A 20007-nucleotide genomic window follows, 5' to 3' on the forward strand; every position below is an offset into this window, starting at 1 on the left:
CGGGCCCCACCAATTGGTGGGGCCCGCCGTCGTTGGTGCTTCAGGGAGTGGTGCTGCAGGCAGTGGTGCAGACATTTGCCGGCGGGAGCGCGCGGCTACCGCACCAGAGCCACCGGTGGGCGCTCAGCAGGAGCGGGCGGACTCCAGCAGGTCTCTCAGGCCGTCCAGGGCGTTCTCGACGTCGCCGGGGCTGTAGCGGGCCGGGACAGCCTCCGGAGCGACGGCGAGCTGCGCCACGCAGCCGCAGTGGAAGTCCTCGGTCATGACCTCGAGCAGGGAGCGGGCGTCCACACCCTGCCGGCCTTCCTTGCTGATCGTGACGGGCAGCCCGGATTCATGGACGGCGCGGACAAACAGCGCCGCAGGCCGTGCGTGCAGTCCGACGGCGGCCTGCACGATTGCGTTCCGAACTGGCAACGGGACTCCCTCGTCTCTCATGGGGTTCGACGGCCGGCGGGACACCGGCGGATTTAAGCGTAGCCGGGGCCGCGTTCAGGTGCGAACCAAGAGGGCCGTGTGGTCTAGACCTCTCCGCCGTGTGGCTTAACCTAGAGGTATGACTCATTCCGGAAGGCAGCGCAATGGCGCCCTCTGACGCGGCAGGCATGGCAGGCGAAATCGACCGGCACAACGGGACGCCCATCTACGTCCAATTGAGGGAAATCCTTCGGGCCCACATTGCGAGTGCCTGCCCGCCGGGTTCGGCGTTGCCCTCGGAGCGGGACCTCGCCGAGCGGTTCGGGCTGGCCCGGATGACGGTGCGCCAGGCCATCGATGCGCTCGTCGGCGAAGAGGTCATCGAGCGCGTGGTGGGCCTGGGGACGTTTGTCCGCAAACCCAAACTGGATCTGCAGGTCAAGCTGACCTCCTACAGCGAGGAAATGCAGCGCCGCGGCATGGTCCCGGCCGCCAAGGTCCTGAGCTTCGAGCAGATCGGTGCCAGCGCGTTCCTGGCCCGGGAACTCCAGCTGGAGGAGGGGACGCCGCTGGTGCGGTTCCGCCGCCTTCTGCTGGCGGACAACGAACCCATGAGTGTGGACGAGAACTTCATCCCTGCCCACCGGGTGCCCGGGCTGCTCGACGGTGAGCCGCCGACGTCGCTCTACAACGTCCTGAGCGAGCGCTTCGGGCTGGTGATGGAGTGGGGCGAGGACATGATCGAGGCGACGGCTGCGTCGCCGTCGACGGCCCGCCTGCTCAACGTCGAGGTGGGGTCGCCGCTGCTGAAGATCCAGCGCCACGCCTTCGTCGCCCGGGCCATGGTGGACTACTCGGTGTCCTATTACCGGGCCGACCGTTACAAGCTCTGGGTGCCCCTGCAGCGTCCGGGCGTCCGCCCGACACGAAACTACGCCTCCGGATACCGCCCCTAACCCCAACGCGGGGTCACATCGCGCCCATCCCGGACTCGCCGATGGGCGCGATGTGACCCCGCGTTGGTTGGTGGGTGGTGCCAGGGATGCAGAAAGGCCCGGTCCTAAGGGACCGGGCCTTTCTGGTGTCTACTGCAGCCGGTTAGTGGCTGAGCGTCTTCTGGCTCTCGCCAGATTCGATAGCCTCGTGTTCGCCGTGGTGGCCATGGGCCGCCGCGAGTTCAGCGGGCGTTGCCGGTGCAACCCGGTCCTCGAAGAACCACTGGGAGAGCTTCGCACGGCGCTTTTCCTTGCTGTCGACGACGCCGTTGGCGTTCGGCTCTGCAGGCAGCGGAGAGGGCGACTCGAAGCCGACGAGCTTGTAGCGCTTGTACTCGTCCAGCGGTGCGTGGACCTCGATGAACTCACCGTGGGGCAGGCGCACGATGCGGCCGGTTTCGCGGCCGTGCAGTGCAATTTCGCGGTCCTTGCGCTGCAGGGCCAGGGCGATGCGCTTCGTGACGACGAACGCGATGACCGGGCCGATGAAGAACAGTGCACGCAGCCAGTAGGTCACATCGTTCAGCGACACGTGGAAGTGCGTGGCGATGAGGTCCGAGCCGGCAGCTGCCCACATCACGCAGTACCAGACGAAGCCGGCCATGCCGATCGCGGTCCGGGTCGGGGCGTTCCGCGGACGGTCCAGTACGTGGTGCTCGCGGTTGTCCTTGGTGATCCAGCGTTCGATCCACGGGTAGGTGAAGAGAACGGTGAAGATAATGCCCGCAGGGACCAGGGCCGGGAGCAGCACGTTGAAGGTGAAGACATGCCCGAACCAGATCTGTTCGACCTTCCAGTCGCCGATGATGCCCGGCATCAGGCGCAGGGCGCCGTCCACGAAACCGATGTACCAGTCAGGCTGGGTGCCCGCCGAAACGGGGGAGGGGTCGTAGGGGCCGTAGTTCCAGATCGGGTTGATGGTGAAGAAGCCCGCCATGAGGGCGATGACACCGAACACGATGAAGAAGAAGCCGCCGGCCTTGGCAGCGTAAACCGGGCCGAGGGGGTAGCCGACGACGTTGCCGTCGTTGCGTCCCGGACCGGGGTACTGGGTGTGCTTGTGCACGACCACCATAAAGAGGTGCATCACGATCATCAGAAGGATGAGCGCGGGAACCAGCAGGATGTGGAGCATGTACAGGCGCCCGATGATGGCCGTGCCGGGGAATTCCCCGCCGAAGAGGAAGAACGAGATGTACGTTCCGATCACCGGGATGGACTTGATCACGCCGTCGATGATGCGCAGGCCGTTGCCGGAGAGCAGGTCATCGGGGAGCGAGTAGCCGGTGAAGCCGGCAGCCATCGAGAGGATGAGCAGCACGCCGCCCACCACCCAGTTCATTTCGCGGGGCTTGCGGAAAGCGCCGGTGAAGAACACGCGGAGCATGTGCACGGACACCGAAGCCACGAACAGCAGGGCCGACCAGTGGTGGACCTGGCGCATGAACAGACCGCCGCGGACATCGAAGGAGATGTTCAGCGAGGAGCTGTAGGCCACGGACATTTCAACGTTCTTCAGGGGCATGTAGGAGCCCGCGTAACGCGTCTCCGCCATGGAGGGGTCAAAGAAGAACGTCAGGAACGTGCCCGAGAGCAGCAGGATGACGAAGGAATACAGGGCCACTTCACCGAACATGAACGACCAGTGGTCCGGGAAGACCTTGCGGCCAAATTCACGGAGGATCCCGGAGCCGCCTACACGCTCGTCAACGAAGTTGGTAATGCGGCCGCCCTTGGTCTTGGCGACGAAGGCGGGGGCATCAGGCGTTGCGGTTGCGCTCATGCTCATCACGCTCCCAATAGCTAGGTCCAACAGGTTCTTTGAAGTCGCTCGTGGCGACCAGGTAGCCCTCGGAATCAACTGCGATTGGCAGCTGGGGGAGAGGCCGGCTGGCCGGGCCAAAGATGACCTTGCATTCCTGGGTCAGGTCGAAGGTTGACTGGTGGCACGGGCACAGCAGGTGGTGGGTCTGCTGCTCGTACAGGGCAACAGGGCAACCAACGTGGGTACAGATTTTCGAGTACGCGACAATTCCGTTGTAGCCCCAGTTTTCGCGGCCGGGTGACGGGTTGAGTGACTCGGGGTTCAGGCGCATCAGCAGAACGACGGCCTTGGCCTTTTCGTTCAACTTGCCTTCGTGCAGCTCGTTCAGGCCTTCCGGAATGACATGGAAAGCTGAGCCGATGGTGACATCGGCGGCCTTGATGGGGGTGCCGTCAGGGTCACGGGTGAGCCGCTTGAGCTTGCCGTCCTGGGGAGCCCACATGGTGTGTGCCAGTGTGTTGTCAGGACGCGGACCCAGGTCTCCGAAGACGGCGAGGGCCGGCAGGGGAGCCAGCGCCACGGCGCCCAGAAGGGTGTTGCGGATCAGCGGCCGGCGCTTGATGCCGGTTTCCTCAACGATGTCGTCGACGATCCGGACAGCGGCAAGGCGGTCTTCCTCGGTGCGGATGGCATGGCGCTCTTCCGAGACTTCATGGTCCGGCATGAGGGCCTTGGCCCAGTGCACGATTCCGGTGCCGATCCCGAGCATGGCGAACGCGGTGCCGATGCCCAGCAGCGCATTCTGCAGCCGGATCGTCGCGATCGACGTGTCATCCCCCAGATCGATGGCAAAGTACGCCACCAGGAATATCAGGGTGCCAACGACCGAGCTCCCGAAAAGAAGGGCTACCTGCCGTTCTGCTCGCTTTGCGGCCTTCGGGTCCGTGTCAGCCAGGCGCAAACGATGCGGGGGAATTCCAGGATCCTGGAACTTCTCCACCTCATTCTGACCAGCCGTAGCTACGGTGCCCGAGCGGTTCGGACTGCCGTCACTATGGTTGCCCATAATTCGCCTCATCCCTCTCTCGTCTCGGCAAGTGCCGAGTTAGCTTTCAATTCAGACTGCTGACGGGTCAGCAGAAAACTTTTACAGGTGCAGCAGGTGGGCTTAGGACGTCCGGGACGTAAGCCAGATGGTGAAGGCAATGATGACGCCCAAACCGGCGATCCAGATGAACAGACCTTCGGAGACCGGGCCCAGGGCGCCCAGATCCGCGCCGCCGGGTGAACCGTTGGCTTCGATCTGCTTCAGGAAGGTGATGATGTCGCGCTTGCCCTCGGGGGAGATGTTGGCGTCGCTGAAGACCGGCATGTTCTGCGGTCCGGTGACCATCGCTTCATAGATGTGCTGGCCGGACACCCCCGCCAGTGCCGGAGCAAATTTGCCCCGGGTCAGCGCACCGCCCGCAGCGGCGGCGTTGTGGCACATCGCGCAGTTCGTGCGGAACAGCTCGCCACCGGCAGCGGCGTCGCCCTTCTCGTCGAGAACACCTGCCTCCGGAATGGACGGGCCCGGGCCGAGCGAAGCAACGTAGGCTGCGAGCTGGCGCGTCTGCTCCTCGTTGAACTGTGCCGGCTTCTTGTAGGCCTGCGGGCCGTTCATCTGCATCGGCATGCGGCCGGTGCCGACCTGGAAGTCAACGGCAGCGGCGCCGACGCCAACCAGGGAGGGGCCGGACTGGGAGCCGCTGGCGCCCATGCCGTGGCAAGTGGCGCAGTTGGCCGCAAAGAGTTTGCCGCCTTCCTCTGCGTCATTTGCGTTGGTGCTGGTGGTGGCTTTGGCCTGGTTGACGGTGCTGGCAACGGCGTACAGCCCACCAGTGACCAGGAGGCCCATCAGCAGCAGCGCTATTGCTGCCAGAGGGTGACGTCGCTTCTGCGAGAGTGCCTTCACGTGGTGGTTCCTTTTTTCGATCCTGCGTTGGCTCCGGGAGCCGCTTCTTGAAATTCTGCCTCTTGTAGAAAAAGAGTCAAGTCTTGCTACTTGAGGACGTAGATGACCAGGAAGAGGCCGATCCAGACGACGTCCACGAAGTGCCAGTAGTACGAGGTGACAATCGCGGAAGTTGCCTCAAAGTGGCCGAACTTCTTTGCAGCGAAGGATCGGCCCATGATGAGGAGGAAGGCAACCAGGCCACCTATAACGTGCAGGCCGTGGAAGCCGGTAGTGATGTAGAACGCCGAACCATAGGCGTTGGAGGAGAGCGAGACATGCTCGGAAACGAGCATGGTGTACTCAGTCGCCTGGCCGGCCACGAAGAAGGAACCCATGATGAAAGTCAGGGTGAACCATTCGTTCATTCCCCAGCGGGTGAAGCTGAGGCGGCCGCCGCTTCGACGCGGCTGAAGCCGCTCAGCAGCGAAGACGCCCATCTGGCAAGTAAAGGAACTTGCCACGAGGACGATCGTGTTTACGAGCGCAAAGGGAAAGTTGAGCTTGGCTGTCTCTTCGGCCCACATCTGTCCGGAAGTCGAACGGAGTGTGAAGTACATGGCAAAGAGACCGGCGAAGAACATCAACTCACTGGACAGCCAGACTACGGTTCCAACAGAAACCATGTTCGGGCGGTTCAGCGTCGGGTGCGCCGGGGTACTGGGGGCATGGGTCGCAGATGTCACATAGACATTATGTCTATAAAACTCGCCCGTGCCCAACGCAAACCGCCTTTTCGGGGGACTTTTTCTACAAAGACGCGAATTCGCGCGGAAAAGTTCCCGGCCCCGTTCACATTGGTCATTGCACTGCGCACCTCGATAGCATCAGAAGGTGACTTCTCAGGCATCTGCACAGGCGGCAGGCAACACCTGGCCGCGGCTCATCAACGCACTCATTAACGGTACGGATCTCTCCACCGGCAATACGGAGTGGGCGATGAACTCGATCATGTCCGGTGAGGCCACTCCCGTCCAGGTCGCCGGTTTCCTCGTGGCACTGCGTTCCAAAGGCGAGACGGTGGACGAACTTGTCGGCCTGGTCGCGGCAATGATCAAGAACGCAAGCCCCATTGAGATCGCAGGCCAGAAACTGGACATCGTCGGAACCGGCGGCGACCAGCAGAACACGGTCAACATTTCCACCATGGCCGCGCTGATCGCCGCCGGCGCCGGCGCCAAGGTGGTGAAGCACGGCAACCGCGCAGCTTCCTCCACCTCCGGTTCCGCCGACGTCCTGGAGGCCCTGGGGGTCCGGCTGGACCTGCCCGTGCCGCGTGTGGCCCTCAATGCCGACGAGGCGGGAATTACGTTCTGCTTTGCGCAGGTGTTCCATCCCTCGATGCGCCACGCCGCCGTCGCCCGCCGTGAACTGGGCGTACCGACGGCCTTCAACTTCCTGGGTCCCATGATCAACCCGGCGCACGTGCAGGCCTCGGCGGTAGGTGTCGCCAATGAGCGGATGGCCCCTCTGGTGGCCGGGGTGCTGGCCAAACGCGGCAGCCGCGGGCTGGTGTTCCGCGGGGACGACGGACTCGACGAGCTGACGACGACGGGTCCGTCCCGCGTGTGGGAAATCCGGAACGGCGCGGTGAATGAGGAAATGTTCGAGCCGGGCGATCTGGGCATCCGCCGCGCGACCCTGGAAGAGCTGCGCGGCGGGGACGCTGCCGCCAACGCCGCCGTCGTGCGGTCAGTACTGGCCGGCGGACGGGGTTCCGCCCGCGATGCCGCCCTGCTGAACGCGGCTGCCGGACTCGTTGCGTTTGACCTGGATGCCGTCGGCCCGCTGCGTGAGCGGATGGCCGCCGCGTTCAAGCGTGCGGAAGAGTCCATCGAGTCGGGATCGGCCGCGGCCGTGCTCGACCGCTGGGTCGCGCTTTCGCGCAGCTGAATGCCGCGGCAGCGGGACGCTGCCGCGCCGCCCGCTGAGCCCTGAGGCCGACGGCTGTACCCTGCTCCTGAACCCTGCGGCCGAACGCTACTGTTCGAAGCCGAGGGCGAAGGCCGCGTCCAGGTCGTGCTGGGAATATGCGCGGAAAGCTATCTGCGTGGTGGTGTGGACAACGCCGGGTACCTTGGAAAGCTTGTCCGCGATGACGTCTGCGAGATCTTCATGCTTGGGGACCCGTGCGATCGCAATGAGGTCCCACTCGCCGGTCACGGAGTAGACCTCGCTGATGCCCGGAATGGCGGAGATTTCTTCCGCGGTCTCCGGGATGCGGGAAGCGTCTGTCTTAATCAGGACGAATGCGGTGACCACGTGTGACCTTTCCGGATCTGTTGCGCCGTTGCCGGCCAAGCAAAGCCGCCCTGGTGGTACTCCGGGGGCCTTGGCCATGTCCCTGCAAGCCTAGTCCATCAGGCCCCGCGGCGGCGTGTCTTGCGCCGCCGGACAACCGCGGCCAGAAGACGGTATCCGAGCAGGAAGAGTCCCAGGCTGAGCAGGGCCACGATGACGAACGGCAGGACCACGGTCTGTCCGGTGACGGCCCGCAGGAGCATGCCACCGGTGACCGCGCCGAGCCAGACACTGACTCCGGCGGGCCAGAGGGACAGGGGCGAGCGCCACAGCCGCAGCACCAGCCAGGACAGTGCCGCGCCGGCGAGGAAAGGCCAGGCGGTGGCAAACACGCCGGTGATGACGTCCCCGCGCTGATGGGCGTCGCGGCCAATCGCGGCAAACACCAGAATCAGGGCGGCGTCGGCGCAGAGGGCGAACACCGTGGCGCGCCTGGCCGCCTCCGTTTCCGCAGATCCGGTCGATACGGGGCGGGGAAGTGGCGGGGTTGAAGAAGGCATACCTCCAAGCCTAGCCGCGCATGGCCCGGGGGCCGTCGTGTCCGACCTGCCGGGACGCTGCGACGGAGTTGGCCGTTGCATCTTGCCGTCAGTTCGTTGCAGGGTGTCAAATCCAAATAGACAGCCGCATTCCAAGCGGAGGCTGGCGGGTTAGGCCGGCCGACGGATGCAAACCGGGAGGTTCACATGCCTGCGAAAGATGCCAAGGTTCCGGCGAAGACCGCTGCGCGGGGCACGGCTGAACTCCGGCGGTCCGACGCCGACGAGGCCCTGCCGCCCGAACGGCCGGAGCAGATCCGGAACGTGGCGCTGGTTGGTCATTCAGGATCCGGGAAGACAATGCTGGCTGAGGCGCTGCTGGCTGCAACCGGTGCCATTGCGCGGAAGGGTTCGATCACCGAGGGCACCACCGTCAGCGACTCGGAGCCAGCCGCGATCCACCAGCAACGCTCCGTCGCGTTCTCCGTGGTGCCGGTAATGGTTGAGGGCCTCAAAGTGAACCTGCTCGACACGCCGGGCTACCCGGACTTCGTCGGCGAACTGCGGGCCGGGCTGCGCGCGGCGGACGCGGCGCTGTTTGTCCTCTCGGCGGTGGATGATATTGATGCCGCGACCACGGCCCTCTGGGCAGAATGCCAGCGCGCCGGGGTGCCCCGGGCGGTGGTCATCAGCCGGCTGGACCACCCCCGGGCGGACTTCGATGCCGCCCTCGGGAGGTGCCAGCGGGCATTCGGTGACGCGGTGCTTCCGCTCTACCTTCCGGTCCGCGCCGGAGCGGAGGTCACCGGTCTTCTTGGGCTGCTCTCGGGCACTGTTTCAGAGCGCCCGACCGACGGCGCACCTGCCGTGCGCCGGGACGCCCTCGACGTCGAACTCGTCTCCTCGGAGCCCGCGCGGGGTGCGCTGATCGAAGGGATCATCGCCGAAAGTGAGGACGAGTCATTGATGGACCGGTACCTCGGCGGCGAGGAGATCCCTTTTGAGGTCCTGGTCGGCGGCCTGGAGACGGCGGTCGCCAGGGGATCCTTCCATCCGGTAATCGCGACCTCCGCCGAGACCGGGGTCGGGCTGGCGGAACTCCTGGAAACGGTGACGCGGGCGTTCCCCTCGCCGGCTGAACATGTACGGCCGCCGGTGTCCCACCTCGATGGCACGCCGGCCGCCTCACCGGACTGCGACCCGGCGGGGCCGCTGCTCGGCGAAGTGGTGCGGACCACGGTCGACCCGTTCCTGGGGCGGGTCTGCTTGCTCCGCCTCTTTTCCGGCACCCTGCGGGAGGACTCGTCTGTCCATGTGGCCGGCCACGGCCTGGCGGACCGGGGCCACCCCGATCACGACAGCGACGAGCGCGTCACCCACCTGTATTCGCCACTGGGGGCAAGCTTGCGGCCGGTGCCGTACAGCGTCGCCGGCGATATCTGCGCCCTGACAAAACTCGGGCCCGCCGAGACCGGTGACACGATTTCGGCGAGGGAGATGCCGCTGCTGATCCAGCCGTGGGAGATGCCGGACCCGCTGTTGCCTGTTGCGATCGAGGCCGCCTCCCATGGCGATGAGGATGTTCTGGCCCGCAGCCTGGGAAAGGTCGCGGCCGGGGATCCGGCGCTCCGCGTGGAACGGAATGCCGAAACCCATCAGCTGATCCTCTGGTGCATGGGTGAGGCCCACGCGGACGTTGTCCTTGGCAGGCTGCGCGAGCAGGGCGTGAAGCTGCAGACGGTTGACGTGATTACGCCGCTGCGGGAGACGTTTGCCGCGCCCGCTGCGGGCCACGGCCGGCATGTCAAACAATCAGGAGGCCATGGCCAATACGCGGTCTGCGATATTGAAGTTGAACCGCTGGAGCGTGGCAGCGGCTTTGAATTTGTCGACAAGACCGTGGGCGGGGTGATCCCGGGGTCCTTCATCCCCTCGGTGGAGAAGGGCGTCCGGGCACAGATGCAGAAGGGCGTATCCGCCGGCTTCCCGGTGGTGGATATCCGGGTGACCCTGCTTGGCGGAAAGGCCCACAGCGTGGACTCTTCGGACGCTGCCTTTCAGGCCGCCGGCGCGCTGGCCTTGCGGGAGGCCGCGGCAGGCGGGCGCATCCAGCTGCTGGAGCCCGTCTCGGCAGTGACGATCACTGTTTCGGACGAGCACGTGGGCGCGGTGATGAGTGACCTTTCGTCGCGCCGGGCGCGCCTGACGGGAACGACGTCGACCGGCGGAGACCTGACCGAAATCACTGCCGAAGTGCCGGACCAGGAGCTCTTGCGGTACGCAATCGAGCTGCGCGCGCTGACCTCGGGAAGCGGCCGCTTTGGCCGGCGCTACCTGCGTCATGAGCCCGTGCCTGCGGCCGCTGCCCGTGCCGCCACAAAGGACTGACGAAAAGTCCGGGGAGCATGGCCGCAAGGCCAGGAGCGTGCTATTTGAGGACTGAGCTTAGGGGCACGTATTTGAGGTTGGAGACGTGGCCGCCGGAGTTGGACTCGTCATGGACCACCAGAAGCCCCTGCTCGAACCCCGGGCCGGCGTTGTTGGTGGTCACGTCCAGCCCGTCCGTGCCCGTCGCGGCATCGACCGCGCCGTTGGCCCCCACGGAGAAGCTTTTGCGGAAAGTGTTGTTGCCGGACCGGTCGTAGATGGCGATGGTGGAGTTGCCCTGGCTGGATACGAAGAGGTACCCGGCACCGTCTGTGCGGTAGGCGATGCTCATTCCCTCGATGTCGGCTTCCAGATGGCCGGCCCCCACCGCATCCACTGAACTCCGTTCGTCACCGGTGTCAGGTTCGGCGCCGTATTTCCAGATACCGACGTCCTCCTGGCCGAGGTACAGGTGTCCAAGCTCGTCGTCAGCGACGCAGCTTTCGGTGATGCTGTCTATCGGCAGGGTTCGCACGAGGGTGGCGTCCACTTGTCCCGCTCCGTTGTCGAAGAGTTCGAATTGCTGGACCGACCCGGGTCCGTTGGGCGTCACGAAGGCGTAGAACTTACCGCTCACCTTGCTGTGGTAGCTGCAGAAGCCGTAATTGGGCGCGAACGTGGCGATGCTGCGTGCCGCCACTGGTGACAGGGTTCTGGTGGTTGTGTCCAGTGTCCACAATGCCAGCGTGTTCTCTGACCTGTTGTTGGCACCGACCAGGACCGTGGGTTTCCCGGACAGCGGGAAACCCGGCCTCAGGTCCACGTTGCCGATTTTTCCGTCCGGTCTGAACTGGAGGAGTTTGCCGCTCATGTCGAAGACACCGATGCCCCCGCCCGACTTCGCCTTGTCGTCAGCAATGACAACGCTGTTGGCAGGGGCGGCCGGATCAACCCATATCGCTGAGTCATCTGAGATGTCGCCCGAACCCGAAAATTCCTCCGTCTCAAGTCCGGGGAAAGCACTCGGATCGGTCAGTGCGGGAGCGGCGGGTTGCGCGGACGCGGGAGTTGCGGCGGTGTCCGGCGTGCGGGGAGGGGCGGACGGGGATGCGGAGGAGGGGGTCGTTGGGGAAGGGGGCGTGGATCCGCAACCGAACAGGGCCGGGACGGCCAGTGCGGCCACCGCGAGCAACATCACCGATGACCGGAGGGAGCTGGGCCGGAGACCGGACGCCCGCCTCCGCACGGTCAAGGCGCCCCCGGGGCCACCGGATGGCCGACCGGCGCAGCAGCGGCCACTGATTTAATGAAGGCCTGGTCCTGGGGGTCGAGGGCGAGCTGGCCGTTTCGGTCCACTCCTTCCAGGCGGCTGTCCGGGCCGCCCGCCCGAACGAGCGCTTCGGTCACACTGCGTGGAAGGATGACACTGCCGGGATTGGCGCGCAGCCATTCCTGGGTCTTGGAGTCCAGCTTGTCCCAAAGGTTCTCTAAGATCGGATTGCTCACTGTTCCTCCAACTGGGGACGACCGGAAGCCAGGAATCCCGGACCGGCCCCGCAACGGCTTCCAAGGATGTAAATACCGGTACCAGAAGTGCGCCAAAAGCTCTCAAACCATTCTTGCGCCTGCCGGCATGGTGCTCAAGGCCCGCGCGACTCATCCGGTCATGGGGCCCAACCTAATGCCGGGCACCCGGGCTGTCTAGGGGGCAGCCCGGTCCGCTGCCAGCGAGGCGTGGGCTGCGACCAGCGCCTGCGGGGCTGCCTGTTTCATCCGGGTCTGGAGCCAGCGCAACTGGGTGGCGGTTTCGCCGTCACACCGGGCGACGACGTCGAGCAGTTCGCGGTCTCGCAGGGCCGAGCCGGCTTGTTTGACCATGGTCCAGGTGACGTCGACGAAGCTCGCCAGCAGGTAAAGATCCTGAAGGTCCCGCAGCAGCCCCACCGGGCCCTGGCGTGTGGTGGAGAGGCCTTCCGCGTGGAGCCGTTCGGGTTCGCCGTCGGAACGGTCCTCGCCGTACCGCTGAACAACGGGGAGCAGCCGGCGGCTGTGCTCGTCGCACTGCTGTGCCAGCGTGCGGCACAGATGGTGCACGTCGGGTTCGGCGCCGTGGCCCTCCGCCACCTGGCGGAATGATTCCGCCAGGGTTTGTTCTGCCTGATGGAGCATGCCGAGATAGATGCTCAGGTTCATGGCCTGCCGTCCTGTCCGCTGCGGCCGATGGCTTCGGGGAAGCGGGGCGGCGGGGCCCCACCGATCCGTTCCGTGGCTTGACCTTCCCTCCCGCCGGCCGTGGGCTGCACGGACCGCGGCCCTGCTGCTGCGGCCGACGGCCGGGACGCCGTGGTGCTGGGCGCCGGGGCGGGACCGGTGGCGTCGCCGATCTTTTCCACTTTCACGGCGGCATTCTTGAAGACGGGCTGCTTGGACACCGGGTCCCATTCCGTGATGGTCAGTTCGTTGGCGGTCGTCGGGTGTTCGCCGGGTGAGCCGTCCCGGTCCCAGTAGCCGTAGTGGAACGGTGCGAAGATGGTGCCGCTTCGGATATCACTGATGCGGGCCGGGACCTCGATCCGGCCGCGCCGCGACGTCACCCGGACAAGGTCGCCTTCCCCGATCCCCAGCCGCCCGGCGTCGTGCGGGGAGAGCTCGACCCAGGCGCTGGGTGCGGCGCGCGTCAGCGGGCGTGATCTCCCCGTTTTGGTGCGGGTGTGGAAGTGGTAGGCCGTGCGGCCCGTGGTGTACCGCATCGGATATTCGCCGTCGGGCTCCTCGTGCGGGGGATGGTACTCCGCGGCCTTCAGGATGGCGCGCCCGCCCGGGGCGCGGGCGCGGAAAGCGTCCGGTCCCACCGTGGCCCCGGTCAGCAGATCGTGACCGTAGCTCTCGCAGTAGTCCGGGTCAGTGGGGAACACCCCGTCCCCGTAGAGCCTCACCCTGCCATCCGGGTTCTCGTCGTTGCAGGGCCACGGAATGCCGCTCCCGCCGCGGAGCCGCTCATAGCTGATGCCGGTGTAGTCGCAGGGACGGCCCCGGGAGCATTCCTTCCACGCCTCAAAGCCGTCCTCAGGACCGGCCCAGGACAGCAGGGGTCCGCCCTCCAGCGTGGTGAACTCCATCCTGCGCGCGTACTCGAGGAAGATCTCCAGGTCACTGCGCGCCTCCCCGGGCGGTTCGACCGCTTTGTCAGAGAGGTGGACGGTCCGGTTGACGTTCGTGAAGGTCCCGGTCTTTTCACCCCACCCCGCTGCCGGCAGCACGACGTCGGCGGCCAGCGCCGTCTCTGTGAGGTAAAGGTCCTGAACCACCAGGAAAAGGCCAGGCTTGGCCAGGATGTTCCGGATGCGGGGGAGATCGGGCATCGAAACAGCCGGGTTGGTTGCCGAAATCCACAGGAATTCGATGGAACCCTGTTCGGCGTAGCGGAAGATCTGCATCGCATGGGTGGGCGGCGCCCAGTGCGGGATGGTCAGGGGGTCCACGTTCCAGAGCCTTGCGAGCTCGCCGATGTGTTCCGGATTTTCCCAGTTGCGGAAGCCCGGAAGGTCGCCGTCGGCGCCGCATTCGCGGTTGTTCTGGGCGGTCGGCTGACCGTTCATCTGCAGAATTCCGCAGCCGGGCCGCCCCAGCAGCCCGCGCAGCAGGTGCAGGTTGTTCACCTGGCAGGACGATGCGGTGGCCTGGGCGGACTGGTAGAAGCCCTGCAGTACCGTGGAGAGCACCCGTCCGGAGGTGCCGAAGATCCGGGCCGCTTCCCTAATGTCGGCGGCGGGGACGTCGCAGATCGCCGCGGCAGCTTCCGCCGTCCACGGCTCGACCGTCGCCCTGAGTTCATCCAGCCCGAGGGTATGGTCCCGGACGTACGCCTCGTCGAGCCAGCCGTTCGCCAGGATCTCGCGGACCAGGGCATTCATCAGGGCGAGGTTGGTCCCTGGCCGGACGGCCAGGTGGACGTCCGCGTAGCGGGCGACCTCCGTATCGCGCGGATCGACGCAGACGAGTCTGGGCCGGTCCGGTCCTGCGATGCGGTCCAGCACCCGTGACCACAGCACAGTCTGCGTTTCGGCCATGTTGTGTCCGTAAAGGAAGATCGCGTCGCAGCTGTCGATGTCGGTGTAGTCGCCGGGCTGGCCGTCAGCTCCGAATGATTCCTTAAGTGCCGCCGCTGCCGTTGCGGTGCAGAGACGGGTGTTCCCGTCCATATGCGGCGTGCCGATCCCGGCCTTCCCGATGACAGCCAGGGCGTAGTACTCCTCGAGGAAGAGCTGGCCGCTGGTATAGAAGCCGTGGCTGAGCGGCCCGCGGTCGTGCAGCAGCTGCCGGCTCCGTTCCGTGATCCGGTCCATGGCGGTGTCCCAGTCGCATTCGACGAGCCGGCCGTTCTCCCGGATCAGCGGTCGCTTGAGCCGTTCCCCGCTGGACATGCCCTGCCAGCTGGCGAACAGGCCCTTGGGCCCCATCCGGCCGTGATTGACCAGATCGCCGGCCCGGCCGCGGACGCCGACCATGGCTCCATCTTTCACCGCGATGTCGCATGCGCAGCCGTTGCTGCACAGCACACAGGCGGACTGCACCCAGCGGTCGACGTCGGCCTCGGTGACGCCCTCCTGCAGGGCCTGGTCCACCCGGACCGGCCACAGCCCGTCCTTCGGATACGGGGTCCTGGTGCCCCAAATATCGGCGATCCGGTCAACCACGGTCATCCTCCTTACTAAGCACCCGCCGGCACTAATCACCTGCCGGCACTAATCACCGGCCGGCGCGTCCGGCGCTCCGGGGAGTGGCCGCTAATGGGGCTTCGTGCCGGTCTTGACAGCACAACAAATATCAGCATGCTTAGCAATAGTCCATAGGAAACCGGCTGGAACCGGCGGGGGAGTACATGCCGGGATACCCTCGGGCTCAATTAACCAGGCGTTCTCCCGGTTCTCCCGGTTCTCCGGCGAAGGCGACCGAGATCTCAGGGACTGATGTCAGTGAGTTGTGCACGGTGCAGTGGGAGGCGACGGCGAGCAGGGCCTCGCGCCGTTCGGCGGGCACGCCGTCGGGGATGGTGAGGCGCACCTCGATGCGGGCAACGCGTGCGGGGCGTGAGCCCATGCGGAAATCGGCCTCCACGGCCAGGCCCTCGGTGGGCAGGGCGTGCCGTTCCAGGTAGCGGCGGGCATAGAATGCGACGCAGCCGGCGAGGCTCGCGATGAACAGCTCCGTCGGGGTGGGGCCGGTGTCCTCCCCGCCGTCGCTGACCGGCTGGTCGGTCCGGATGACGTGGCCGCGGATGTTGATATCGAAGCGGTCGCCGCCCAGGTGCGCGACCCGGACCGGCTGGCTTCCCCCGGGCGCGGGGCCTCCGGTGGCCGTTGCGCTGCCGGCGGCTGGGATGACTGGTTCGCTGCTCAAGGTGTTTCTCGATCCGTCGGTGGGGCATGCCCGGGAAGCCCCGGCCGGGGGGCCGGGGCGGGGGTTCGTTTTATTTCGAGGAGGCCGGTGCGGCTGCCACTTTCGCCCGGACCTCTTCCATGTCCAGGTCCTTGATGCCCGTGATGAGCTGTTCCAGCCCGGCCGCGTTCATCGCCCCCGGCTGGGAGAAAACGAGGATCCCGTCGCGGAAGGCCATCAGGGTGGGGATGGAGGTGATGCGGGCGGCAGCGGAGAGGCCGGGTTCGGCCTCGGTGTCCACCTTCGCGAAGACGACGTCCGTGTGGTTCTCGGATGCTTTGCTGAACGTGGGGGCGAACATCCGGCAGGGCCCGCACCAGGCTGCCCAGAAGTCCACCAGGACGATGTCGTTGCCGGTGATGGTGTCGTTGAAGGTCGCTTCAGAAATGTCGATGGTTGCCATAGGGAAATATTATACCCCTAGGGGTATCGTAGCAACGGGGCGGTGTGTGGGGGGTTGGTTTGCTCTAATACCCCGTGGGGTATCATTATGGAAGGGGTACCTCAGTTCTTTCCTGCAGCGCAACAGCGCCGTCCTACCGAAAGGTCCAGTACATGGAAATCACCCCAGATCAGCTCGCGGAGCAGCTCAAGAGCGGCAGCGACGCCCAGATTGTCGATGTCCGGGAAACCGCTGAAGTTGCCGGGGGCATGATCGCCGGCGCCAGGCACATCGCCCTGGGCGAACTGGCCGGCCGCCTGGACGACCTGGACAAGGCCCGGCCCGTCATCGCCATCTGCCGCAGCGGACGCCGCAGCGCAGCGGCCGCTGACCAGCTCACGGCCGCGGGCTTCACGGCCTACACCGTGCCTGGCGGAATGCTCGATTGGACGGCTGCGGGCTTCCCCGTCAGCTGACCCACCAGACCGCCCGGGCGGCATGCCCCCCAGTTGCCGCCCGGGCTTCCACCTGCCCGGACCCGGTCCCTTTAACCCTGGGAACCGGGCGGTGGACGGCGGCTACCCGCAAACGCGGGGCCGCCAGCAGAAATGCTCGAAGATGTACCGAAATTGTTCCAAGATATTCCGAAAGAGATTATGACTTCCTTGAAGAGCACCCCCGTTGAATCAGCCCCGCAGTCCATCGATGCCTCGACCCTGAAGGCCTGGGAAGACAACCACGACGACCTGATGATCATCGACGTGCGCGGCGGCGCAGAATTCGATTCCCTGCACATCAAGGGCTCCTACCATGTGCCGCTTCCGATGCTCAGTGAGCACACCGAAGAATTCGCGGCAAAAATGGGCACCCGCGTGGTCCTGGTCTGCCAGTCCGGCAACCGCGCCGAGCAGGCCCGCAAACACCTGGACTCCGTGGGCCTGGCCAGCGCCAGCGTCCTGACCGGGGGAGTCCCGGCCTACGCCGCCGCCGGCGGCACCGTGGTCCGCGGCCGCGGGCCCTGGGCCCTGGAACGCCAGGTCCGGATGACCGCGGGATCCCTGGTCCTCGCCAGCATCGTCGCGGCGAAATTTGTCTCACCGAAGCTGGGACTGCTCGCCGGCGGCATTGGCGCCGGGCTGACGTTCTCCGCCGCGACCAACAGCTGCGCCATGGGCCAGATGCTCTCGAAGATGCCGTGGAACCGCTCCGCCAACGAGCCCACCGCGCACCAGGCCCTGCAGAACCTGGACGCCCGGGCATGATCCTCACCGCGGCGGCGTTCGGGCTGATCGTCGGCGCCCTGCTGGGCCTGGTCGGAGGCGGCGGATCCATCCTCGCCGTCCCCGCCCTGGTCTACGGGGTCGGGCTGCCGCTTGCCGCGGCCATCCCGACGTCGCTGGTCGTCGTCGGCGCGTCCTCCGCCGTCGCGGTACTGCCCCGGCTCCGGACCGGGGTGAACTGGCGGCTCGCGCTGATCATCGGCGCCGCAGGAACCGCCACCGCCTACCTCGGCGCGATGGTCAACCGGCTCCTGGACCCGAAGATCCTGCTCCTGGCCTTCGCCGCGATCATGGTCTTCGCCGGCATCCGGATGCTGCTGCCCTCCACCTCCGCGGGCGGCTCCTGCGCCCTGCCCGGAGGCGGGGTCAACTGGCGCAGCTGCCTGCCCAAGGCGATCGCCACCGGCGCCGTCGTCGGGTTCCTCACCGGCCTGCTCGGCGTCGGCGGCGGCTTCCTGATCGTCCCCGCACTGACCCTGGTCCTCGGGCTCCCGATGGCCGTGACGGTCGGGACTTCCCTGGTGATCATCGTCATCAACTCCGCCGCCGGCTTCGCCGCCCACCTGGGCGACCTGCAGATCGACTGGGCCGTCACCGCAGCCTTCGCCGGGGCCGCGATGGTCGCCTCCCTCGCAGCCGGCCGGATCGGCACCAGCATCCCGGACAAGGCACTCAAACGCGGCTTCGGCATCCTCGTCCTCGTCATCGCCGCCTACGTCGCCGTACAGGCACTCCTGTCCTAAGAGTGCCCGTGACGGGATGAGGAAAAACACCGGGGCCGGAAGCTTTCGCGCATCAGGGGAAGCAGTTGCACCTACAACAGGGTTGCCAGGGCCAGTCCGGCGGCCGTGGCGCCGACCGCGCCGACCGCGGTGCCGATTCCGTTAACGAGGGCCAGTCCGGTGCGGCGGGACTGGATGAGCCGGACGGTCTCGACGCTGGCGGTGCTGAAGGTGGTGTAACCGCCCAGGAAACCGGTGCCGGCGATGGCCTGCAGCTCGACGGGTGCCGCGTGGACAATCACGGCCCCGGCGACCAAGCCAAGCAGGAACGATCCCGTGACGTTGATGGCGATGGTTCCCACCGGCAGTGCCGTGCGGACTCGGGAACGGACCAGCCCGTCGACTACAAAACGGGTTCCGGCGCCGAGGCCGCCGGCGAGGCCGAGCAATAGTATGGTCAGGACGTTCACCGGCTGCCCTCCGCACGCCCGGAGCGTACGGCTGCTTCCCGGCGTCGGGCGTTCCCGCGGTGACGCCCGACGGCGACCCGGATTCCGGCCACTGTTGCCAGAGCGCCGCCGAGCAGCGTCGCGGCGAGGTACACCAGGGCGTCGGCCGGGCGTCCCGACCCGAGCAGGGTGTTCGTTTCCAGGGCCAGGGTGCTGTAGGTGGTGAAGGCCCCGATAAAGCCGGTGCCGGCGAGCAGGCGGGCCGCCCTCAGCCGTCCGGCGTCCGGACCGCGCCTGACCAGTGCCTCCAGCAGAACGCCGAGGAGGAATGCCCCGGCCAGGTTGATGATCAGGGTCGGCAGCGGCCAGCCTCCCGGGGACGGCAGGACGGTGCTGAGACCATACCGGGCCAGGGCGCCAAACACCCCTCCGGTGATGACGACCAGCACGAAGCCGGGGTGCAGGTGCACTGGGCGATGGGCGCGGGCCTCGCCCAGGGTGCCCGCATCCGTTTCGGCACTGGCGGTCGGCGCCGCATCAGCGTCGGCGGGCGGCCTTCCGGCGCCTGCCGCCCCGGACTTTTCGGAAGGACGGGTCTCGGAAGGACGGGCGGGGGCTGTGGACTCGGGGGAGGGCGGTTCCATCAGCGGCCCTCCTGCCGATGTTGTTTGCGGTGCGGGGCGAGCGGGACGACCAGGACCGGCCGGTGCTGGCGGTGGGTAAGGTGGACCGCCACGGAGCCGACGAGCAGCTCCTCCAGCCGGGCTCCGAGTCCGCGTTCGCGGGTGCCCACCACAATGACGGAAGCGTCGGCGGACTCTGCCAGCCGTCCGAGGGCCCGGGCCGGATCCCCGGCGAGGGTCACGAAGGACCAGTGGACCCCGCTGCCGGCCAGGGCTTCCTGCAGGCGTTCTTTGATGCCTGCGCTGATCCCTTCGATGTCGTCGTCGATCCCGTCCGGATCAATCGGCAGCGCGCCGGCCCCGCCGTCGGGCTCTTCAGCCAGGTAGGTGGTGACGTCCACGTACGCGCAGATCAGTTTGACGTTCAGGCTGTGGGCCAGTTCCGAGGCCCGGTGCACGACCGCCAGGGGCTGGCCAGGTACCACACCCATCAACACCGGTCCGGTGATTCGGCGCGGGACGTTGGGGGTCGCCCCGGTGCCGGCCTGGGCCTTGTCGGCTGGCTGATTCATGGCCCTCCTGTCGCTGGGTGTCGGCGTCGATATGGTCCGGGTGGTCCGCGGGAAACTGAAGCGGCGACTTCCAGCCGTCGGTTGTATTTGGCAGAGGGCTTCCGGAGCCGGGCCTGGCTGGCCGCTGCGGGATCCGCCACGAACGTATCACCTGTTCCCCGGACAGGCGCACTTCATCGCCGCGTACGTCGGGCCCGGGCCCAACCCGCAGCAGCATTACACC

22 protein-coding genes are annotated in these 20007 nt (G+C 66.6%); 6 read left to right on the forward strand and 16 right to left on the reverse strand.

The features are described 5' to 3' along the window. Positions 1 to 123: 123 nt before the first annotated feature. Positions 124 to 417, reverse strand: coding sequence for an HPr family phosphocarrier protein (locus tag AC1MFL_RS18610; RefSeq protein WP_479811858.1), 294 nt, complete (start codon positions 415 to 417; stop codon positions 124 to 126). Positions 418 to 581: 164 nt separating this feature from the next. Between AC1MFL_RS18610 and AC1MFL_RS18615 the strand changes: the two genes are divergently transcribed. Next, complete coding sequence (locus AC1MFL_RS18615) at positions 582 to 1373, forward strand: GntR family transcriptional regulator (RefSeq protein ID WP_479811860.1); 792 nt, start codon at positions 582 to 584, stop codon at positions 1371 to 1373. Positions 1374 to 1515: 142 nt separating this feature from the next. Here AC1MFL_RS18615 and qcrB read toward each other — a convergent pair whose 3' ends face one another. The 4 genes from qcrB to ctaE form a co-directional block, all read right to left on the reverse strand. Next, positions 1516 to 3195, reverse strand: coding sequence for a cytochrome bc1 complex cytochrome b subunit (gene qcrB / locus AC1MFL_RS18620; RefSeq protein ID WP_479811862.1), 1680 nt, complete (start codon positions 3193 to 3195; stop codon positions 1516 to 1518). Then, the gene (gene qcrA / locus AC1MFL_RS18625; protein WP_479811864.1) at positions 3173 to 4243 is read right to left on the reverse strand and encodes a cytochrome bc1 complex Rieske iron-sulfur subunit; all 1071 of its coding nucleotides are present in this window, start codon (positions 4241 to 4243) and stop codon (positions 3173 to 3175) included. Before qcrA ends, qcrB begins: the two co-directional genes overlap by 23 nt. Positions 4244 to 4345: 102 nt before the next feature. After that, the gene (qcrC, locus tag AC1MFL_RS18630) at positions 4346 to 5131 is read right to left on the reverse strand and encodes a cytochrome bc1 complex diheme cytochrome c subunit (RefSeq protein ID WP_479811866.1); all 786 of its coding nucleotides are present in this window, start codon (positions 5129 to 5131) and stop codon (positions 4346 to 4348) included. Positions 5132 to 5217: 86 nt separating this feature from the next. Further along, positions 5218 to 5856, reverse strand: a complete 639-nt coding sequence (gene ctaE / locus AC1MFL_RS18635; RefSeq protein WP_479811868.1) for an aa3-type cytochrome oxidase subunit III — start codon at positions 5854 to 5856, stop codon at positions 5218 to 5220. Between the two features lie 148 nt (positions 5857 to 6004). Between ctaE and trpD the strand changes: the two genes are divergently transcribed. Then, positions 6005 to 7063 (forward strand): anthranilate phosphoribosyltransferase, encoded by a 1059-nt coding sequence (gene trpD / locus AC1MFL_RS18640; RefSeq protein ID WP_479811870.1) that lies wholly within the window; start codon positions 6005 to 6007, stop codon positions 7061 to 7063. Positions 7064 to 7150: 87 nt separating this feature from the next. On the opposite strand, the gene AC1MFL_RS18645 is transcribed toward trpD, so the two are convergent. Both AC1MFL_RS18645 and AC1MFL_RS18650 read right to left on the reverse strand, forming a co-directional pair. Then, positions 7151 to 7432 (reverse strand): Lrp/AsnC family transcriptional regulator, encoded by a 282-nt coding sequence (locus tag AC1MFL_RS18645; RefSeq protein ID WP_479811871.1) that lies wholly within the window; start codon positions 7430 to 7432, stop codon positions 7151 to 7153. Between the two features lie 98 nt (positions 7433 to 7530). After that, a complete protein-coding gene (locus AC1MFL_RS18650; protein ID WP_479811873.1) occupies positions 7531 to 7971 on the reverse strand; it encodes a DUF3054 domain-containing protein in 441 nt (146 codons plus the stop codon). Positions 7972 to 8157: 186 nt separating this feature from the next. Here AC1MFL_RS18650 and AC1MFL_RS18655 point away from each other — a divergent pair, with 186 nt between their 5' ends. Further along, positions 8158 to 10338, forward strand: coding sequence for an elongation factor G-like protein EF-G2 (locus AC1MFL_RS18655; protein WP_479811875.1), 2181 nt, complete (start codon positions 8158 to 8160; stop codon positions 10336 to 10338). Between the two features lie 40 nt (positions 10339 to 10378). On the opposite strand, the gene AC1MFL_RS18660 is transcribed toward AC1MFL_RS18655, so the two are convergent. The 6 genes from AC1MFL_RS18660 to trxA form a co-directional block, all read right to left on the reverse strand. After that, a complete protein-coding gene (locus AC1MFL_RS18660) occupies positions 10379 to 11512 on the reverse strand; it encodes a phytase (protein WP_479815560.1) in 1134 nt (377 codons plus the stop codon). A 53-nt stretch (positions 11513 to 11565) separates the two neighbouring features. Then, entirely contained in the window at positions 11566 to 11823 is a 258-nt protein-coding gene (locus tag AC1MFL_RS18665) for a hypothetical protein (RefSeq protein WP_479811877.1), read from the reverse strand. Positions 11824 to 12018: 195 nt separating this feature from the next. Next, positions 12019 to 12510 (reverse strand): hypothetical protein, encoded by a 492-nt coding sequence (locus tag AC1MFL_RS18670; RefSeq protein WP_479811878.1) that lies wholly within the window; start codon positions 12508 to 12510, stop codon positions 12019 to 12021. After that, positions 12507 to 15020 (reverse strand): molybdopterin oxidoreductase family protein, encoded by a 2514-nt coding sequence (locus tag AC1MFL_RS18675; RefSeq protein ID WP_479811880.1) that lies wholly within the window; start codon positions 15018 to 15020, stop codon positions 12507 to 12509. The genes AC1MFL_RS18670 and AC1MFL_RS18675 overlap by 4 nt, the downstream gene beginning before the upstream one ends. 199 nt (positions 15021 to 15219) lie before the next feature. Continuing rightward, positions 15220 to 15717: an OsmC family protein gene (locus AC1MFL_RS18680; RefSeq protein WP_479811882.1), complete on the reverse strand. Its 498-nt coding sequence runs from the start codon at positions 15715 to 15717 to the stop codon at positions 15220 to 15222. A gap of 70 nt (positions 15718 to 15787) precedes the next feature. After that, positions 15788 to 16159 carry a thioredoxin gene (gene trxA, locus AC1MFL_RS18685; RefSeq protein WP_479811884.1) on the reverse strand — a complete coding sequence of 124 codons (372 nt, stop codon included), beginning with the start codon at positions 16157 to 16159 and terminating at the stop codon, positions 15788 to 15790. Between the two features lie 152 nt (positions 16160 to 16311). Here trxA and AC1MFL_RS18690 point away from each other — a divergent pair, with 152 nt between their 5' ends. The 3 genes from AC1MFL_RS18690 (at position 16312) to AC1MFL_RS18700 (ending at position 18161) form a co-directional block, all read left to right on the forward strand. Then, positions 16312 to 16614 carry a rhodanese-like domain-containing protein gene (locus AC1MFL_RS18690; protein WP_479811886.1) on the forward strand — a complete coding sequence of 101 codons (303 nt, stop codon included), beginning with the start codon at positions 16312 to 16314 and terminating at the stop codon, positions 16612 to 16614. Positions 16615 to 16794: 180 nt separating this feature from the next. Then, positions 16795 to 17400: a rhodanese-like domain-containing protein gene (locus tag AC1MFL_RS18695; protein ID WP_479811888.1), complete on the forward strand. Its 606-nt coding sequence runs from the start codon at positions 16795 to 16797 to the stop codon at positions 17398 to 17400. Then, positions 17397 to 18161 carry a sulfite exporter TauE/SafE family protein gene (locus tag AC1MFL_RS18700; protein WP_479811890.1) on the forward strand — a complete coding sequence of 255 codons (765 nt, stop codon included), beginning with the start codon at positions 17397 to 17399 and terminating at the stop codon, positions 18159 to 18161. Before AC1MFL_RS18695 ends, AC1MFL_RS18700 begins: the two co-directional genes overlap by 4 nt. A 71-nt stretch (positions 18162 to 18232) precedes the next feature. Here AC1MFL_RS18700 and AC1MFL_RS18705 read toward each other — a convergent pair whose 3' ends face one another. From AC1MFL_RS18705 to AC1MFL_RS18715, 3 genes are read right to left on the reverse strand one after another with little or no spacing between them, the layout of a single operon-like run. Beyond that, positions 18233 to 18601 carry a fluoride efflux transporter FluC gene (locus AC1MFL_RS18705; protein WP_479815562.1) on the reverse strand — a complete coding sequence of 123 codons (369 nt, stop codon included), beginning with the start codon at positions 18599 to 18601 and terminating at the stop codon, positions 18233 to 18235. A 5-nt stretch (positions 18602 to 18606) separates the two neighbouring features. After that, a complete protein-coding gene (locus AC1MFL_RS18710) occupies positions 18607 to 19233 on the reverse strand; it encodes a fluoride efflux transporter FluC (protein ID WP_479811892.1) in 627 nt (208 codons plus the stop codon). Next, positions 19233 to 19784: a universal stress protein gene (locus AC1MFL_RS18715; protein WP_479811894.1), complete on the reverse strand. Its 552-nt coding sequence runs from the start codon at positions 19782 to 19784 to the stop codon at positions 19233 to 19235. The genes AC1MFL_RS18710 and AC1MFL_RS18715 overlap by 1 nt, the downstream gene beginning before the upstream one ends. Between the last annotated feature and the right edge of the window lie 223 nt (positions 19785 to 20007).

It is taken from the genome of Arthrobacter sp. BG3 (genome assembly GCF_056680185.1).

Coding starts and splice junctions, on each gene's coding strand:
- AC1MFL_RS18615 (WP_479811860.1), top strand. CDS start 582: ATGGCGCCCTCTGACGCGGCAGGCATGGCAGGCGAAATCGACCGGCAC.
- qcrB (WP_479811862.1), bottom strand. CDS start 3,195: ATGAGCGCAACCGCAACGCCTGATGCCCCCGCCTTCGTCGCCAAGACC.
- qcrA (WP_479811864.1), bottom strand. CDS start 4,243: ATGGGCAACCATAGTGACGGCAGTCCGAACCGCTCGGGCACCGTAGCT.
- AC1MFL_RS18650 (WP_479811873.1), bottom strand. CDS start 7,971: ATGCCTTCTTCAACCCCGCCACTTCCCCGCCCCGTATCGACCGGATCT.
- AC1MFL_RS18655 (WP_479811875.1), top strand. CDS start 8,158: ATGCCTGCGAAAGATGCCAAGGTTCCGGCGAAGACCGCTGCGCGGGGC.
- AC1MFL_RS18660 (WP_479815560.1), bottom strand. CDS start 11,512: ATGTTGCTCGCGGTGGCCGCACTGGCCGTCCCGGCCCTGTTCGGTTGC.
- AC1MFL_RS18670 (WP_479811878.1), bottom strand. CDS start 12,510: ATGAACCTGAGCATCTATCTCGGCATGCTCCATCAGGCAGAACAAACC.
- AC1MFL_RS18675 (WP_479811880.1), bottom strand. CDS start 15,020: ATGACCGTGGTTGACCGGATCGCCGATATTTGGGGCACCAGGACCCCG.
- trxA (WP_479811884.1), bottom strand. CDS start 16,159: ATGGCAACCATCGACATTTCTGAAGCGACCTTCAACGACACCATCACC.
- AC1MFL_RS18690 (WP_479811886.1), top strand. CDS start 16,312: ATGGAAATCACCCCAGATCAGCTCGCGGAGCAGCTCAAGAGCGGCAGC.
- AC1MFL_RS18695 (WP_479811888.1), top strand. CDS start 16,795: ATGACTTCCTTGAAGAGCACCCCCGTTGAATCAGCCCCGCAGTCCATC.
- AC1MFL_RS18700 (WP_479811890.1), top strand. CDS start 17,397: ATGATCCTCACCGCGGCGGCGTTCGGGCTGATCGTCGGCGCCCTGCTG.
- AC1MFL_RS18710 (WP_479811892.1), bottom strand. CDS start 19,233: ATGGAACCGCCCTCCCCCGAGTCCACAGCCCCCGCCCGTCCTTCCGAG.
- AC1MFL_RS18715 (WP_479811894.1), bottom strand. CDS start 19,784: ATGAATCAGCCAGCCGACAAGGCCCAGGCCGGCACCGGGGCGACCCCC.